General features: G+C 65.6%; 12 protein-coding genes and 1 tRNA gene. 5 read left to right on the top strand and 8 right to left on the bottom strand.

What is annotated here, in order from left to right:
- The 4 genes from PotMrB4_RS09750 (at window position 1) to PotMrB4_RS09735 (ending at window position 10,230) form a co-directional block, all read left to right on the top strand.
- Window positions 1-645 (top strand): 4Fe-4S single cluster domain-containing protein, encoded by a 645-nt coding sequence (locus PotMrB4_RS09750; protein WP_172433117.1) that lies wholly within the window; start codon window positions 1-3, stop codon window positions 643-645.
- 13 nt (window positions 646-658) lie between these two features.
- The gene (locus PotMrB4_RS09745) at window positions 659-6,949 is read left to right on the top strand and encodes an AAA domain-containing protein (protein WP_172433116.1); all 6,291 of its coding nucleotides are present in this window, start codon (window positions 659-661) and stop codon (window positions 6,947-6,949) included.
- Window positions 6,946-8,298 (top strand): coiled-coil domain-containing protein, encoded by a 1,353-nt coding sequence (locus PotMrB4_RS09740; RefSeq protein WP_172433115.1) that lies wholly within the window; start codon window positions 6,946-6,948, stop codon window positions 8,296-8,298. The genes PotMrB4_RS09745 and PotMrB4_RS09740 overlap by 4 nt, the downstream gene beginning before the upstream one ends.
- A gap of 105 nt (window positions 8,299-8,403) precedes the next feature.
- A complete protein-coding gene (locus PotMrB4_RS09735; RefSeq protein ID WP_172433114.1) occupies window positions 8,404-10,230 on the top strand; it encodes a hypothetical protein in 1,827 nt (608 codons plus the stop codon).
- A 38-nt stretch (window positions 10,231-10,268) separates the two neighbouring features.
- Here PotMrB4_RS09735 and PotMrB4_RS09730 read toward each other — a convergent pair whose 3' ends face one another.
- The 5 genes from PotMrB4_RS09730 to PotMrB4_RS09710 all read right to left on the bottom strand — a co-directional run bounded on the left by PotMrB4_RS09730 (window position 10,269) and on the right by PotMrB4_RS09710 (window position 14,333).
- Window positions 10,269-11,729, bottom strand: coding sequence for an aldehyde dehydrogenase family protein (locus PotMrB4_RS09730; RefSeq protein WP_172433113.1), 1,461 nt, complete (start codon window positions 11,727-11,729; stop codon window positions 10,269-10,271).
- A gap of 178 nt (window positions 11,730-11,907) precedes the next feature.
- Window positions 11,908-12,228 carry a hypothetical protein gene (locus PotMrB4_RS09725; protein ID WP_232060813.1) on the bottom strand — a complete coding sequence of 107 codons (321 nt, stop codon included), beginning with the start codon at window positions 12,226-12,228 and terminating at the stop codon, window positions 11,908-11,910.
- A 276-nt stretch (window positions 12,229-12,504) separates the two neighbouring features.
- A complete protein-coding gene (locus PotMrB4_RS09720) occupies window positions 12,505-12,651 on the bottom strand; it encodes a hypothetical protein (RefSeq protein ID WP_172433112.1) in 147 nt (48 codons plus the stop codon).
- A 475-nt stretch (window positions 12,652-13,126) separates the two neighbouring features.
- Window positions 13,127-13,843, bottom strand: coding sequence for an SDR family NAD(P)-dependent oxidoreductase (locus PotMrB4_RS09715; protein ID WP_172433111.1), 717 nt, complete (start codon window positions 13,841-13,843; stop codon window positions 13,127-13,129).
- A 4-nt stretch (window positions 13,844-13,847) separates the two neighbouring features.
- Window positions 13,848-14,333, bottom strand: coding sequence for a DUF2165 family protein (locus PotMrB4_RS09710; protein WP_172433110.1), 486 nt, complete (start codon window positions 14,331-14,333; stop codon window positions 13,848-13,850).
- A 486-nt stretch (window positions 14,334-14,819) separates the two neighbouring features.
- On the opposite strand from PotMrB4_RS09710, the gene PotMrB4_RS09705 reads away from it, so the two are divergent.
- The gene (locus PotMrB4_RS09705) at window positions 14,820-15,401 is read left to right on the top strand and encodes a plasmid pRiA4b ORF-3 family protein (RefSeq protein ID WP_172433109.1); all 582 of its coding nucleotides are present in this window, start codon (window positions 14,820-14,822) and stop codon (window positions 15,399-15,401) included.
- Between the two features lie 251 nt (window positions 15,402-15,652).
- Here PotMrB4_RS09705 and PotMrB4_RS09700 read toward each other — a convergent pair.
- The 3 genes from PotMrB4_RS09700 to ihfA form a co-directional block, all read right to left on the bottom strand.
- Window positions 15,653-15,729: transfer RNA gene (locus tag PotMrB4_RS09700), tRNA-Pro, on the bottom strand.
- An 84-nt stretch (window positions 15,730-15,813) separates the two neighbouring features.
- On the bottom strand, window positions 15,814-16,170 hold the full coding sequence (locus tag PotMrB4_RS09695; protein WP_044401789.1) for a MerR family transcriptional regulator: 357 nt from the start codon (window positions 16,168-16,170) through the stop codon (window positions 15,814-15,816).
- Window positions 16,151-16,453, bottom strand: a complete 303-nt coding sequence (ihfA, locus tag PotMrB4_RS09690; RefSeq protein WP_044401787.1) for an integration host factor subunit alpha — start codon at window positions 16,451-16,453, stop codon at window positions 16,151-16,153. The genes PotMrB4_RS09695 and ihfA overlap by 20 nt, the downstream gene beginning before the upstream one ends.
- Window positions 16,454-16,456 lie beyond the last annotated feature (3 nt).

The raw sequence follows: 16,456 nt of genomic DNA, 5'->3' as shown, positions 1-16,456 counted from the left end.
ATGGAGCTGAGCCTCTCCCGCGTGCACTTCCCGGTCACCACCCTGGGCCCGGGCCAGCGCCTGGGCATCTGGTTCCAGGGCTGCAGCATCCGCTGCCCGGGCTGCATCTCCGCCGACACCTGGGGCCCCGGCAACCGCCGCCTGCCGCTGAACAGGTTGCTCAGCGACATCCGCCCCTGGCTCGACCAGGCCCAGGGCGTCACCCTGTCCGGCGGCGAGCCTTTCGACCAGTTCGAGGCCCTGCTGGCCCTGTTGCAGGCCCTGCGCCAACACCCCCAGCTCGACATCCTCGTCTACAGCGGCTACTCGCTGGAACACCTGGCGGACAAGCTCGAGCGCGCCACCGGCCTTATCGACGCCCTGATCAGCGACCCCTACCAGCAGCACAGCCCGCAGACGCGCGCGCTGCGAGGCAGCGACAACCAGCGCCTGACCCTGTTCACCGAACGCGGCCGCGGCCGCCTGGGCCAGTACGAGCGCCCACTCGAAGCCAGCGACCAGGTCCTCGACCTGATGTTCGACCACGACGGCAGCATCTGGATGGCCGGCATCCCCCGCCGTGATGACCTGCAACGACTGCAGACGCTGCTTCAGGACCAGGGCCACCAGCTACAGATCAGCACCCACCGACCGCGATCCCGCTAACGGAACGACACCGATGATACGTTTCTGCCCGAACTGCCAGACCGAACGCGCGCTGTCGGAGCTCTTCTGCGAAGGCACCGTTCAAGGCCAGCCCTGCGCCTGGGACCTTTCCGGCGAAGCCCTGCACCCTGAAGGCTGGCGCCCCCAGCCGGTCGTGACCCAGGACGCCCTCGTTCAACCCACCGCCGCAGCCTCCGTGCTCCAGTGCGAGAACGGCCACCCGATGGAGGCCGGCGATCTCATGTGCCTGGAGTGTGCGGCCGCCCCGGCCACGTCCCCAGCCACTGCCGGCCCCACCGACGATGCAACGCCGGCCGCCGCCAGCGAAACCCTGATCGACGGCTGGCGCCTGCTGCGCCAGATCAGCCACACCGACGGCGTGCGGGAGCGCTACCTCGCCGAACGGATGGACGACGGTCAGCAGGCCGTCCTCACCCTGTACCGGGCAGGTGCCGAGCCCGACCCGGCAATCTACGACGTCATCCGCCGTCTGCCGCGCGAGCATGTTCCCGACATCCTCGCCACCGGCCGCTGGAACGAGCGCGCCTACGAGGTCATCGAACAACTCACCGGCGGCACACTCGCCGACCTGGGCATGGTCGTCAGCGACACGGCCACCGTTCGCCATGTCGTACGCGAACTGGGCCAGGCCCTGCATGCCTTCAATGAGGCTGGCCTGCGCCACCGCGACCTGCGCCCTGCCAGCCTGCTGGTGCGCAGCCGTGACCCGCTCGACCTGGTGATCAGCGGCTTCGGCTCGGCGCGCCTGTCGGAGTTCGACCTGGATATCGTCTCGCCCCTGGAAACCAGCCGCTACATGGCCCCCGAAGCCATTGCAGGCGGCGTTGCCGCCGCCTCCGACTGGTGGAGCCTGGGCATGATCCTGCTGGAGCAGCTGACCCATGGCGCCTGCTTCGAAGGCATCCACCCCAGTGCCTTCCTCATCCATGTGCTGGCCAACGGCGTAGCCCTCCCTGACGACCTCGACTCCAACCTGCACTTGCTCCTGCGCGGCCTTCTGGCGCGGGACCGGCACCAGCGCTGGCAGTGGCCCCAGGTTCAGGCCTGGCTCAATGGCGAAGCCGTGCATGCCCCCGCCTCCACCGGCAACGAAGCCGACCTGGCCGAAGGGGCCAGCATCACCCTTGGCAGCCGGCGTTTCGGCAAGCCCTCGGTATTCGCCATCGCCGCCGCCCAGGCGGAACACTGGACCGAGGCCCTCGACCACCTGCTGCGCGGCGTGATCGTCACCTGGGCCGAGCAGGCCGGCCTGTCGCCACGCCTGCTCGCCGGCCTGCGTCAGGTGGTGCAGCACGAAGGCCTGGAAGACGACTTCCGTCTGATGCTTGCCCTCAAGCTGCTGAACCCGGAGATCCCGCTGATCCATCGCGGTGAAATCGTCACCCCCGGCTGGCTGCTGGAGCACCCTCAGGAGGGCTACCGGCTGATCAGCGGCTCCGTGCCCGACCTGCTCGAACAACTGCAAACCGAAAGCTGGCTCTCGCGCCTCAAGCTGCGCGCCGAGAACGTTCGCCAGCGGGCCCTGCACCAGCACATCGCGCTGACCGAAGAATCCCTGCGCATCTACCTGCTCTCCACTTCGCGGGCTCGGCTGGCCGCCGAATGGCAGGAGCGTCAGCGCCTGCTGCCCGATACCGAGCACCCCGGCCTGCTGGCCCTGGCCGAGCGCCGGGTGATCGCCGAAGAAGACCTCATCGTCCTGCTCAGTGCCGACATCGGTCAGTTCCGCGCCGCCAGCGCCATCCTCGATGAAGCCACCGCACTGGCGCGGTCTGCCGACGTCCAGCTGTTCGACCGCGAGGTCGCCGCAGAACTGTTGCAGCAGCACAGCCGCCAGGCGCTCTATCGCAGTGTCGACGAGCGCATCAGCGGCTTCGCTCGCAGCGGTGTGAGCGCCGTGGACGAATGGGCCGAGCAGTTCCGCCTGGAACGGCGCATGCCCCTGGCCAGGGTGCTGGTGTTGCTGGCGATACCGCCGGAGCAATGGCTCGAACCGCAGAAGCAGCAGTACGTTTCGCAGATCCTCGACTTCTTCGAGAAGAAGGTGGTCACCGCCGTCATGCGCGGCCCACTGGTACGCATGAGCATCGGCAAGAGCACCGCACGCATCGACCTGGACGAACTGCACAGCGAGCGGCGCCCCGCGCCCGCACTGCTCGACCACCTGCTGCAACGCAACACCCGTGCGGTGAACCTCGATCCGGAAAGCTTCCTCGCCAATCCGCTGCTGGAGTCACGGCTGCACGCGCTCTACCGGCAAAGCGCTCTGTACAAACGTGATACCGGGATCGACGGCCTCTACCTGGGCTTCCCCTTCCTGCTCAGCCGAGACCCGCGCAGCAATGCCCGCCCGCGCATCATCCCCGTACTGCTGTGGCCACTGAAGCTGCTGCTGGAGGTCGGCAGCCGCGGACAGGCCGCACTCGCCTTCGACAGCGAGCGTGAAGAGGTGCGCCTCAACCCGGCATTGGAAAGCGTGCTCGGCCCGGAGCCCTGCAAGCGCTGGCGCACGACCGCCGACGAGCTGCTCGGGCGCTCCGCCCTGCGCGCCGCCGATGTGATGGACGCCTTCGGCATGCTCGCCACCGCGCGTTCGCGCAGCCTCACCGGCCTGCCGTCACCCGCAGGCCTCGACATCCAGCCCTACAAGGACGAGCTGGCCTGTGCCGCCGTGCTGTTCCACGTCACCTTCATGGGCCAGGCCATCGGCGAGGACCTGCGCCAGCTGAAGACCCTCTCCCCGGCGGGCACCGCCCTGGAAAGCGCCCTGCGCCTCAAGGAGACCGGCGAAGCCGAGGCCGATGCCCCAGTGCCCGAGCTGCAACGCTACTTCACCGTCGCCAGCGACCCCTCCCAGGAAGCCGCCGTGCTCCAGACGCGGCAAGGCAAGGGCCTGCTGGTGGAAGGGCCACCTGGCACCGGCAAGAGCCAGACCATCGTCAACATGGTCGGCGACGCCATCGGCCGCCAGCGCAGCCTGCTGATCGTGTGCCAGAAGCACGCCGCCCTGGAGGTGGTGCACAAGCGCCTGGTTGCCGAAGGCCTGGGCCAGCGCATCGTCATGCTCAACGACGTCAACCGCGACCGCGAGCCGGTCATACGCAGCATTCGCGAACAACTCGAAGCCCTGTTCCTCGGCAACGACGCCCCCCTGGGCCTGGAGCGCCAGCGTGAACAGCTGGCCGCACGCATCGAAGCCCTGGAAGGCGAACTGGACCGCTATCACCAGAGCCTTCACCGGCCTGACGAACTGACCGGGCTCAGCTATCGGCGCCTGCTCGGCGAGCTGATCGAACTGGAGAGGGGGACCGTGCCGCTGGACTTTCCCGCGCTGCGGCAACGCCTGGCCAGCCTGGACATCGCCAGCCTTACGCGCCTGGAGGAAGCCTGCGCCCCCCTGATTCACCTCTGGTTGCCAGCCCGCTATGAAGGCAGCCCGTTGGCACTGCTGCGGCCGTTCGATACCGATACGGCCACCTTGCGGGCCTTTACCGAAAGCGTGCGGCATTTCGCCGAAGCGGAGATCGAGCGTGACCGTCAGTTGGCCGCACACCCCGCCAGCTTCGAGGTGGACGACCCCACCCCCTACCGCACCTGGCTGGCCACCCAGGTCAACACCCTGCTGGCACTCGGGGAAGAACAGCGCCAACGCCTGGCGCGCTGGCTACCCCTGTTCCGCAGCGAGCCCCCCGAGGGCGATGAGCTGCTGCGCGCCCTCGACGATGTGCTGGCAGCGCTCCAGGCCATCGACTCAGCGCCTCATGCGCCATCGCTCGCCGGCGCCCTCAGCGCACTGGACGACCCAGCCCTGGCCAGCCTGCTTGAGCGCGTGACCCAAGTTCTCAGCGCCCGCAGCTGGCTGGCTCGTCTCAACCCCCTGCGGCTCTATCGCCGGCGCGGCCTGCGTGCCTTCCTTCAGGCTCAAGGCGAACCCGCCGATGACGCACGCCTGCCGAGCCTGCTCGCCAATGCCCAGCTGGAGCGCCAGTGGCGCCCGTTGCGCCAGGCGCTGGCTCGTCTGCACCAGGCACTCGGCCTGCCTGACGTGGAGCCCAGTGCAGGCCCAGCCCTCAAAGAGCTGGCTAACCAAGGGCTGCAACACCTGCGTGAGGTCCAGGCCCTGGCCCGTGCACTGGCCCAGGCTCCACGTGCCGAACAGCTCGACGCAGTCATCCGTACCGGCGAGAAGCAGCGCTTCGAAGCCCTGCTGAGCGACCTGGATGCTGCCCTGATCCGCCATACCGCTCGCCAGCACAGCCTCGAACGCCTGCAGCCACTCGCCGACTGGCTCGGCGCTGATCTGCTCGCGCAGCTTCACCGCGCCATCATCACCAATCAAAGCAACCTGCCGACGCTCGGTCGCCTGCGCGAGGCCCTGCCGAGCCTGGTGGCCTATCAGCGCTTCCGGGGCCGCGCCAGCCAGCTGGACGCGGCCGATCTGCAGTTCCTGGCGCTGCTGCGCCAGTGCCAGGCGCAGCTGGATGCCATCGCCCCCGACCAGCTCGAGTCCGCCGTACGTCGGTTGCTCAACCGGGAGGCACGGCTGGCCTGGAAGTACCGCCTCGAACAAACCCGCCCGGAGCTGCAACTCGGCCACGGCGAAGCACAATCGAAGATCGCCAGCCTGGCGCAGGCCGACGTACAGATGCGTGCGCTCAACCGTGAGCTGCTGGGCAAGGTCATCGACACCCGCCGCCTCGGCAACCGCAAGCAATGGGAAGACGTGACCCGCCTGACTGGCAAGCGCTCCCGCCGCCTACGGGAATTCATCGAACTGGGCAGCCCGCTGGGGCTGATGAACCTGCGCCCGGTCTGGCTGATGAACCCTGACGTGGCCAGCCGCGTGCTGCCGCTGAAGGCCGGCCTGTTCGACATGGTCATCTATGACGAGGCGTCGCAGATGCCCGTGGAGTTCGCCCTGCCAACGCTCTACCGGGGCAAGCTCACCGTGGTCAGCGGGGACGAGAAGCAGATGCCACCGACGGCCTTCTTCTCCAGCCGGATCGAAAGCGATGAAGCGGAACTGTTCGACGGTGAAGCCCCCGACGAGGACGTGGACGAAGAACAGCGCGAAGCCTTCGAGGACACCTGGAACCGCCGCGAGATCAAGGACTGCCCCGATCTGCTGCAACTGGCCCGCAGCGCCTTGCCCAACACCACCTTGCAGATCCACTACCGCTCGGCCTACCGCGAGCTGATCGGGTTCTCCAATGCCTCCTTCTATGGCAACCGCCTGAGCGTCCCCGTGCGCCACCCGCAGGCCAACATCCTGCGCATCAAGCCGGTGGAATTGATCCAGGTGAATGGCCTGTACCAGAACCAGAGCAACGAGCTAGAAGCCGAACGGGTGGTCGACTACCTGGCCGAGCTGTGGCAACAGCCCTATGAAGCTCGCCCCTCCGTAGGCGTGGTGACCTTCAACCGCAAACAGGCCGACCTGATCGAAGAGCACCTGGAACGCCGAGCCGAGCACGATGAAGCCTTCCGCCTGGCCTATACCCAGGAACGCGACCGCAGCGAAGACGGCGAGGACATGGCGGTCTTCGTCAAGAACGTGGAGAACGTGCAGGGCGATGAGCGCGACATCATCGTTTTCTCCTCCACCTTCGGGCGCAACAGCCAGGGCAGCTTCCGGCGCAACTTCGGTGTACTCGGGCAAACCGGCGGCGAGCGGCGACTGAACGTGGCCGTCACCCGTGCCAGGCACAAGGTGGTGATGATCACCTCGATGCCGATCGGCGATGTATCCGACATGCTCGGCACACAGCGCGCACCGAGCAGCCCGCGCGACTACCTGCAGGGCTACCTGGAGTACGCGCGGACGCTCTCCAGCGGTGAGTTCGCCAGCACCAGCGCCCTGCTCGAGCGCCTGCACACCGACCGCAGCGACAGCCTGCGGCGTACCCGCCACGCGCGCGACGGCTTCGTCGAGCTGGTGGGCGAGTACATCGCCTCCCTCGGCTGGGCGGCCGCTCCGGCCAGCGAAGGAGACGCCTTCGGCCTCGACTTCGCCATCGAAGACCCACGCAACGGGCTCTACGCCATCGGCATCGAATGCGATGCCCCCTGCCATCCCCTGCTGGCCCGTGCCCGAGCCCGGGAGATTTGGCGCCCCTCGGTACTGCGCCGCGCGATCCCCCATGTGCACCGCGTCTCCTCCCAGGCCTGGTACCACGACGGCGAAAACGAGCGCAGCCGGTTGCGCTCCGCCATCGAGAACGCCTTGAAACCGGCCATGCCCCCCCTCGTCCCGCCGCCCCCAACCACGGAAGCCGCCCAATGAGTGGACCGAAAGTCGTACGCATCGTTACCCGGGAAGAAATCATCGCCCTGTGTGAAGGCCACCTGCAGCGCCTGGAAAGCGCCATCGCCCGCTGGCAGGCCCAAACCACACGGATCGGTAAGCTCAGCGAGACCGAACATGCCGCCACCCTCGCCCGCCGCGACCGGCTCCACGCCATGCTCGCCAATGAGCAGTTCGCGGCCCTGCAGAAGGCGGTACCCATCGAAATCGAGTTCCTCAAGCGCGACCTCGCCGAGCGGGAGGCCCGCGCCATCACCCGTGCGGCAGATGAACGCCAGCGGCAACGTCGGCTCCAGGAAAACGCCAGCGCCCTGCTACTGGCCGTGGCAGGCAGACCCAATGCGCTGCCCGAGCCACTGCGTCAGTCGCTCGCTGCCGTTGCCCAGGGCACACCAATGGCTGACGCCGATACCCTTCTGGCCCAAGGCTTCGCGGCCCTGGCTCCGAGCCCGACGGAAGAACGACTGACCGAAACTCAGCGTGCGCTCGCCCAACGCCTGCAAGAGGGCACTGCTCGCCCCACCCTGGCGCAATGGCTGGCCCAGCAACCCCAGGACCTTCCACGCCAGGAGCGACTGACGCGCATCGACCGGCATATCGCCGAGTTGCAGTTGCTGCAGGGTGCTGAGGCCGCGCAGCGCTTTCTCGAACGACTGGCCACAGCCGAAGCTCAGACTCAGCCTGCGCAACGCAACCTCCTGCTCGACAGCCTGGTGCTCGATCTCGCCCAGGCCACCCGAGCCCATCAGCAGGTGCGCGAGCAACTTGAACGTCTGCAAGACCTGGCCAGCGAGATCACCTCCCTTGGCGATGAAACCCATCGCGACCTGCTCCAGCGCATCGCTGACTGCCTGGCCTCACCCCAGCCCCAGGCAGTGGTCGAACTGACCGGGCAGTGCCAGGCTACGCTGGCCCGGCACCTGGAGCAGCAGGCCGCCCTTGCCCGCCGCGAAGCGGTGCTGCAGGGATTGGCCAGCCTCGGCTACGAAGTTCGCGAAGGCATGGCCACCGCCTGGGCCGACACGGGCCGGGTGGTGCTGCGCAAGCCCGCCACTCCCGGCTACGGTGTCGAAGTTGGCGGCAAGGCAGATAACGGCCGCTTGCAAGTACGCGCGGTGGCCCTGACGCCTGACCGAGACAGCCGGCGTGATCGAGACATTGAGACCCTCTGGTGCGGGGAATTCCAGCGCTTGCAGGCGCTGCTCCAGGCCGACGGCGACGAGCTGACCATCGAGCGAGCCCTGGCCATCGGCGAGGTGCCCCTCAAGGAAGTGGCGCTGGAGCACAGCGAGACCACAGCCGCGGCCACCCGGCAGCGCGGCCTGTAGCGGAACAGCCATCGAGCACGATGCCCCTCAGGGCTCCCCGATTCTTGCAATGCCCGCGAAACACGCTAGTGATATTGGTTCAACATCACTCGTGAAGGAGCACGCATGAAAACGCCCGCCCTCTCAGCCCTGGTCGTCCTCACGATTTGTCTCGCGCCCACTCCCGCCCTGGCGGACGATCCGGCGCCTGGGCTGGTATGGCGCGTGGAAAATCCATTTCCCCTGGTCAAGAACCCCAAGCACGTGGAGTACCTGACCCGTGGGCTGGATGCCATGGAGCGCCAGCAGGATTTCGCCCTCTACAGCGAAGCCGTACTCAGCGCGTACCAACAAACCCAATGGGACAGCACGCAGCAACGTTATGCCCGCGATTACATCCATCAACCGCGCACCGCGGTGATGGTCCGGCTGGACAGCCTCACCGACGCCACATGCACATGGAAAGGCCTAACCGTCACGCCAGCCGGTCCGTGCCAACACGAGCAACGCGTCGAAATCGATACCGCTCGCCCGGACAACCTCCAGGTCTTCGTCGAGCAGGGCGAGGAGGTCAGCCGTTTCACCTACAGCGTCCAACCTAAAGAGCGCCTGATCATCGGCCTGGGCGACTCCTTCTCTTCCGGCGAAGGCAATCCGGACCGACCGTTCCGCTGGCGGCCGGAACAGCTGAGCACAAAGGCCGCCAAAGGGCTGCGTCGCGATTGGGCCTTCAAGGCCATCGATATTCAGGACGACGACAAGGCCGATTGGCAGGACGTGAGTTGCCACCGCTCTCTCTATTCCTGGCAATTTCTCTACGCCCTCAAGCAGTCCACCCGCGACCCTCATACTCTCGTCAAGTTCGCATCCTTCGCTTGCTCCGGTGCTGAAATCTACGACGGCCTGCTGGTCCGCCAGGAGCTCTCCCAGGTGGATGGCAAGCGCACCTACAAGGCACCCGACTCCCAGCTCAATGAGGCGGTGGGCCTGCTGTGCAGCGAGCCGCCACAACGCGAGGTCGAGGGCACACATGAGCAGCGGCGCACCGGCATCCAGCATGAGGTCACGGTCAGCCGGTGCCCTTCCGGCAAGCTCAAAGCGCCCGACGAAGTGCTGCTGACGATTGGCGGCAACGATGTGGCCTTCTCCGGCCTGATCGCCTGGACCGCGTTTCCGGAGCGCGGGTACAACTCGGTCACCACACTGTTCGGCGTCAGCCAGGTCAACCGCGCGCTCACACCCAAAAGCAAGATGGCCTGCCCCCGACACAACAGTCTGAACGACACACGCTGCGGCGATATCTTCAGCGCCGAAAAGGCCTTCGCGGATAACTGGCTCGGGCAGAACATCCGCCTCAGCCATCGACTGATCAACCAGTACCTGCAGCCCGCACGCCTGCTGCAGCTGAACTACCCCTCACCGACCCGTGACGAGTCCGGGGCGGTGTGCGATATCGGTCCTTCGACCACCGCTTCCAGGGCCCTGAAAAACGAGCTGTTCCGCGTTTTGGACGAAGAACTATGGGACTCGTTGGTAGCCCCGTGGTACGACCGCTATACCGTCGGCCCGCTCGCCGTGAAAGTGAAAGAGGTCGAACGCCAGACTGTGGACCCACTGCAGCGAACCATCCTCGCCAGCGCCGGAGGACAGGTGCAGACGCTCGACATCGCCGCCCCCTTCCGCACCCATGGGTTTTGCGCACGTAGCGGACGGTACGACCTGGAACTGCCCACTACCTACAAACAGACACCGGCCGGCTACTGGTGGCCGTACAAGCCCTGGCAGACCGAGCCCTGGGCCAGTACCGCACGCTGGTTCCGCACCCCCAACGACGCCCTGCTGACCCAGTACGCCGATTCCCGCTTCAGCCGGGAGGCCTGGCAATACGGCATGTTCCACCCCAATCACCTCGGGCACTTCTCCATGTACTGGAGCCTCATGCAGCTGCGATGAGTACGCCCCTCTTCGGGCATACGTGCACCCCGACCGGCCTAGGGCTGGCGCCACCTCCAAGGCTGCGCCCCCACGAAACGGGTCACCTGCTTGGGCGCCAGGTAGTTCTGCAGGCCCCAGGGGCCGCGCTGGCGGCCATTGCCGCTGAGCCGGTTGCCGCCCCAGGGCGCCTGGATGAAGCTGGCATGGGCGCAGTTGAGCCAGACCACCCCGGCCCGCAGCCGCTGGCTCATCCAGTCCGCGCGGGCGGGGTCACCCGTGACGACCGCTGCCGCCAGCCCGTAGATGGTGTCGTTGGCCAGGGCCAGCGCCTCTTCCTCGTTGCGGAAGCGCTTCACGCTCAGCACCGGGCCCAGGCACTCGTGCCGCCACAGCGGGCTGGCCACGTCGGGCTCGGCGAACACCGCCGGCTGGATGAAATAGCCTCGCCCCAGGAGCGAGGGACGCAGGCCCCCGCAGAGCAGGCGTGCGTCCTGCTGGCCCTGGGCAATGAGGCTGATCATCCGGTGCAGATGGCGAAGCCCGGCCAAGGGCCCGAGCTGCACGCCCGGCTCCATTCCCGGCCCCACACGCAAGGCCTGGGTGCGGGCCACCAGGCATTCCAGCAGCGGCTCGAACAGCGCCTCCTGCACCAGCAGCCGCGACAGTGCGCTGCTGGTCTGACCCTGGTTCCAGAACGCGCCGTACAGGGCCCACTCCACGGCCGTCTCGATGTCAGCGTCGTCGAACACGATGAGCGAGGACTTGCCGCCCAGCTCCAGGCTCACCGGCTTGATGTCCGGCGCGGCACTGGCCATCACCTGGGTGCCGTTGGCCAGGCTGCCGGCGAAGGTCACCTTGTCCACTTCCGGGTGCTGCACCAGCGCGGGCCCCAGCTCCGCGCCATAGCCCAGCAGCACGTTGAGCACGCCGGAAGGCAGCCCGGCCATATCGGCTGAGCGCGCCAGCTCCAGGGTGGAGAGCGGCGTCAGCGAGGATGGTTTGATGACGCAGGTGGCCCCTGCCGCCAGTGCCGGTGCCACGCACCAGGCCGCTGTCAGCAACGGGAAGGTGAAGGGTGTGAACAGCGCCGCGACGCCTACCGGTTCGTGTATCACGCGGCACTCGAAATGTGGGTCGTCGATCTCCAGCGCTAAGCCCTGGCGCTCATCCAGCGCCCGCGCCAGGCCCGCGTAATAGCGGAAGCAGGCGGCGGCATCGGCCACGTCCTGCAGAGCATCCGGGTAGGGCTTGCCGTGGTCCTGCACCTCCAACAGGGCCAGGTCCTCGGCACGGACGGCCAGGTCGTCGGCAATGCCGTCCAGCAATGCGCCACGCTCGCGCCCGCTGGTGAAGCGCCAGTGGCTGTCGAAGGCCCGCCGCGCGGCGCATACGGCCTGGTCCACCTCTCGCGGGCCGGCCATCACCAGCGTCTGGATAGGAGCCTCCGTGGCCGGGTCCACGCTGGTGAAACGGCGACAGGCGGCCGGAGCCAGCCAGCGGCCATCGATGTAAAGCATTCCCGTCCCCATGGTTCTCCCTCGTCAATACAGCCCATCCAGGGCGGCACACAAACCGCTGCGCATATGCCACGCCAGACCTGCACCTCTGGCGCCGCAACCCCGCCGGCCCTCTCGCCACCGTGCCAAGCGGCGAGGCGTAACACATCAAGGCCGTCGGCCACGCGACGCCAGCCCATCACTCCGAGCGCCAGGCTGGCCACCACCTCGCGCGGCCCAGTCGGGTGCCGATCAGCCCCAGCGCCACGGCCGAGAACGCTGCCCGCAGCGGCAGCACCCAGCGTGGCCCTACCCGGTCCAGCAGCAGCGCCATGACGATGCTGCCCAGGCCCCCGCCCATGGGAATCATCGACGCCACGTGAGCCGACTCGCTCGGTCCGTAGCCGCTGGAGCGCAGGATGGTGGGAAGCCAGTTGGTCAACAGATAGAACACGAACAAGCCACAGAAGAAGGTCAGCCACAGCATCAATGTGCGCAGCGCCTGGCCCTCCTCGAACAAGGTGGAGACCGGCGAGCGCGGTTGTTCGGGCAGATCTCCTACCAGGCGAGCCGGGCACGGCAAAGGCCACACTAACAACGCACGCGCACGCAGCGGTACGACTCGGACAGTAGCCAGCTTCGGGCACCGCTGTAGGCCTTGCCTCGGCAGACCACAACGCGTTTCGCGCTAAGGCCACCAAAGGCGCAAAGCAAGGCGCCGCCCCGTGCAAAGTGGGAATGGAGAGGACAATCGGAGCTGTAGAACCCGGTGCTGCCATGGCTCGGTAGGTACTGCCTAGGTGTCGGGGCCGCAGGGCCGGATACCGGGAGTCGCCACCTGCTCCATCAGCCCATTGAGGAACAGCCCCAGCAGTTGCACCTGGCTGGTGACTCCCAGCTTCTCGTGCTCGTGCAGGAACACCAACTGCTGATCCGACGGCACCACTTCTATAAGCTACGCAGCCCAGCGCGCAGCCGCGGCTCGTCAGCGGGGCGGGTGAGATCGATCACTTCCGCTAACAAGGGAAGGACGGAACGGCTGCCTTCGTGCTTGAAATGCTGAGGCTCCGCGCCGGTAAGAGCCTCATGTGGAAAGCACCCTCAACGAAGGCGATGCAGTCATCGTGGATTGCAGCATGAAGGTTTTTGCTGGAGACGGTGTCTACCTCATCGCCTAGGCCAACCACACCGTCATGCGTCGTCTGCTTTTGGCAGGGAGTGAGTAACTGGAGCGCATCGCAGACAACACCAGGCACACGCCGAGGGCCATGGCACTCGGGGACGTGATGGTGCACACCAAGGCCCTGGTGAACATGCGGCTGTAAGCGCTCTGAGCAAGACAACCTGGCCGGTAGGGTGTTCAGCCCACCGGTAGCCATCAAACATCCGCCCGTGCCCCTCCAGCACCAGTACTCAGCTCAAAAACGTCCGTCCTCGATTGCCGGCAAGATCAGTTCCCGCACGAAGGAAGCCGCTGACAGCCGCAGCAGCGCGTTGACCATGGTGACCACATCGTGCACAGGCACTAGTTGCCCCTCCCCTCGCGCAGCCGCCTCTTCCATTGGCACAGCCAGTGGGTCGTCAGTATTCAGGCAACCCAACTGCAGCACCGTCACTGCCAGCCGCTGGTCGCGAAAGCCCTCGCGCAACGCATCGGCCATCCCGTTCAACGCGAACTTGGAGGCACCGAACGCTACCTCGGGTCGCCCGCTGCGGTGCAGAGCGGAGGTGGAGCCGGTGAGGATCAGCTGTGGCCTGGTAGAACCGAGCAGCCTTGGCATCAGGCGCTTGAGCAACAACAGCGTGGCGGTGATGTTCACCTCCACCAACCTGGCGAGCGTCTCATCGCTATCGTTCAGGAAGCCGTACCCCTCGCTGAAGGCCTGCGGCTCCCAGATGCCGACGTTGCAGATGAGCACATCGAGCTCCGCCGGTGCCTGGGCCTCGATATGCGCCACGGCTACCTTCGGCTCGGCCAGGTCGGCCTCGATCCACTGGATGTCGACGCCTGCGGCGACCGCCAGCCGATCCGGCCGACTGCGCGATACGCCCACGATGCGGTCCCCCGGCTTGCCCAGCCCCTCCACCAACGCACGACCCAGGCCCCGGCTGGCGCCTATCACCATCATCTTCATAAGGTCAGCTCCAGCGCAGATTGAGCACGAGGAAGTTCAGCAACACCCAGATCACCAGCACCAGGTGCGTCAGTTGCAGGCCCTCCTGGCGTATCCAGTAGGCGAACCAGAGCCCACCCAGCAGCATGGCGAAGAGCGAGGCCAGGGCCACGCTCAGCGCCAGGTTCAACCAGGGTCGAGCGGCCTCCAGCCCACCGCCGAACAGCAGGAGGTAGCAACCCGCCCACACGGCGAGAACGGCCACCGCCTGCAGCACCACGATCACCCCCAGTGCCAGGCGATGCAGCGTCGGCGAAACCAGTGCCCGGCTGAGCAAGGGGATGTCGACCACAGGCGGCTGGCGCAAGGGCGCCATCGACAGCGTCGCCCCCACCGCCCCCACCGAACTGGCGAAACCGTGCAGGTTGTTGATCAGGGCAATGCTCAACCACAGCGCAAACCCAAGGAAGCACGTGGTTTGGAAGATCATCAATGAAGTCTGGGTGTCCATTCCGGGTCCTTGTTGGTTGCAAAAGACGCTTGCCGCACCCTGGGTGGCGGGCAAGAACGGGCAGGACGATAAAACCTCAAGCTAAGTTGAGGTCAATAGCAGGCAAGCAGGGAAAGTAGATCCGCCGGAGGTCCGACGAGCTATAAGGCACATGGGGTGGGCTTCAGCCCACCAGCAGCCATCAAACAGCCGCCTATGCTCCTCAAGCACAAGCACCCAGCTCAAAGCGAACACTCCAGGTTGCCAACAGGACCCGTTCCCACACAAAGGATACCGCCGAAAGCCGTAGCACGCGTCTCCCCATCGTCCGGTATCAATCACTCCTCACCTCGCATCCGAATGTGCAGGACTTGCTTCCCAGAAAACCTTGCTTAAGTCCGTTACCTGGTCGACAGTCCCTCGTCTGCAATCAAGAGCGGCTCACTGACGAGCCTCGGACCAAGTACCGACAGCTCCTGCTCAAAGCCAGGGCAACAGGAAGAATGAATGGCAACGACTCCATCGATGTATGTGCTGCATGTTCAGTTGGCTCCCCTGGTGGTACTGCCACCCGTCTGGCGGCGGCTGGCGGTAACGGGGGATTGTTCACTGCGACGGCTGCACCACTTCATCCAGGCAGCATTCGGCTGGGAGAGCCGCCATCTGCATGAGTTCTCCAATGGCATCGACCACTACCTGCCACCTGACCCAGACATAGGACTGCCGGAAGCGGGAACAGCGGATGATCGCCGAGTGAAAGTGCGGCACGCGCTTAAAGCAGGTGACCGGATGCAGTACATCTACGATTTCGGGGATGAATGGCTGCATGTGATCGCAGTGGAAACTAACCAGCCGTGCGAGATTACGGGGGCCTGGTGCGAGCTGCTGGACGGAGCCGGCGCATGTCCGCCGGAGGACGTAGGCGGGCCACACGGGTACATGGCGTTCTTGCAGAGCATCCACTCCCCCACCAGCCCTGCTGGTCGGGAGGCACTGGAGTGGGCGGGTGGCCCGTTCGATCCGGAGCTGTTCGATCTCCGGGCTGCGAAGGCAGCCGTGCAGCGGGTTTGCAATAATCAGTGGGGGTGATATTCGATCAAGCCAATGCGGCTGGGCTTAGCTAAAGGCGGCCATATAGATCCAACTACTGCGAAGACGCATGAGTCGTCGTGGCCGGCCGCAATTAACAGGCACGGCCTACCACGCATAGGCTTACTTATCTTTAGCAGCGGACTTCACTAGCGCGAAGAGTTCTGCAGCGAAGCTCTCTTGGAAAAGGGACAACAGACCAAACAAACGAAAAATTCCCAAGTCTTTCGACTTGGGCCTTTCTCTAAATATGGTCGGGACGGAGTGATTCGAACACTCGACCCCTTGCACCCCATGCAAGTGCGCTACCAGGCTGCGCTACGCCCCGACATTTGTTGCTAGCTCCGTCACCGGAACGACGCGAACTATACTTTAAGCTTTTGAATTGTGGAAGGTTTTTTTTGGATTTTTTTCACTTACGCAGTACGACGAGGACGTCTTCAAGCTCGGCAATCATCTGCCGTATCAGCTGCTTGTACTGAGTGGTGTCATCCTTGGCCTCGTCACCGGAGAGACGCTGACGCGCCCCGCCGATGGTAAAGCCCTGATCGTACAGCAGGGCCCGGATCTGCCGAATCATCAGCACATCCTGACGCTGGTAGTAGCGGCGGTTACCCCGCCGCTTGACTGGGTTGAGCTGGGGAAATTCCTGCTCCCAGTAACGCAGCACGTGGGGCTTGACTGCGCAGAGCTCGCTGACCTCGCCAATGGTGAAATAACGCTTGCCAGGAATAGGTGGCAGTTCGTCGTTATGACTTGGTTCCAGCATAAGCTTCAACTCTGGCTTTCAGTTTTTGGCCCGGACGGAACGTCACGACACGACGTGCCGTGATCGGGATTTCCTCGCCTGTCTTCGGGTTGCGTCCGGGGCGCTGGCGTTTATCGCGCAGGTCGAAGTTTCCGAAACCGGACAATTTCACCTGTTCGTTCTGCTCCAGCGCCTGACGGATTTCCTCGAAAAACAGTTCGACCAGTTCCTTGGCTTCCCGTTTGTTCAGGCCAAGCTCTTCATACAGACGTTCAGCCATCTCAGCTTTCGTCAGAGCCCCCATACG

This window comes from Metapseudomonas otitidis (assembly GCF_011397855.1).
GTDB lineage: Bacteria > Pseudomonadota > Gammaproteobacteria > Pseudomonadales > Pseudomonadaceae > Metapseudomonas > Metapseudomonas otitidis.
The sequence above is the reverse complement of the archived record's forward strand: the minus strand, read 5'-3'. Positions and strand labels throughout refer to the sequence as shown.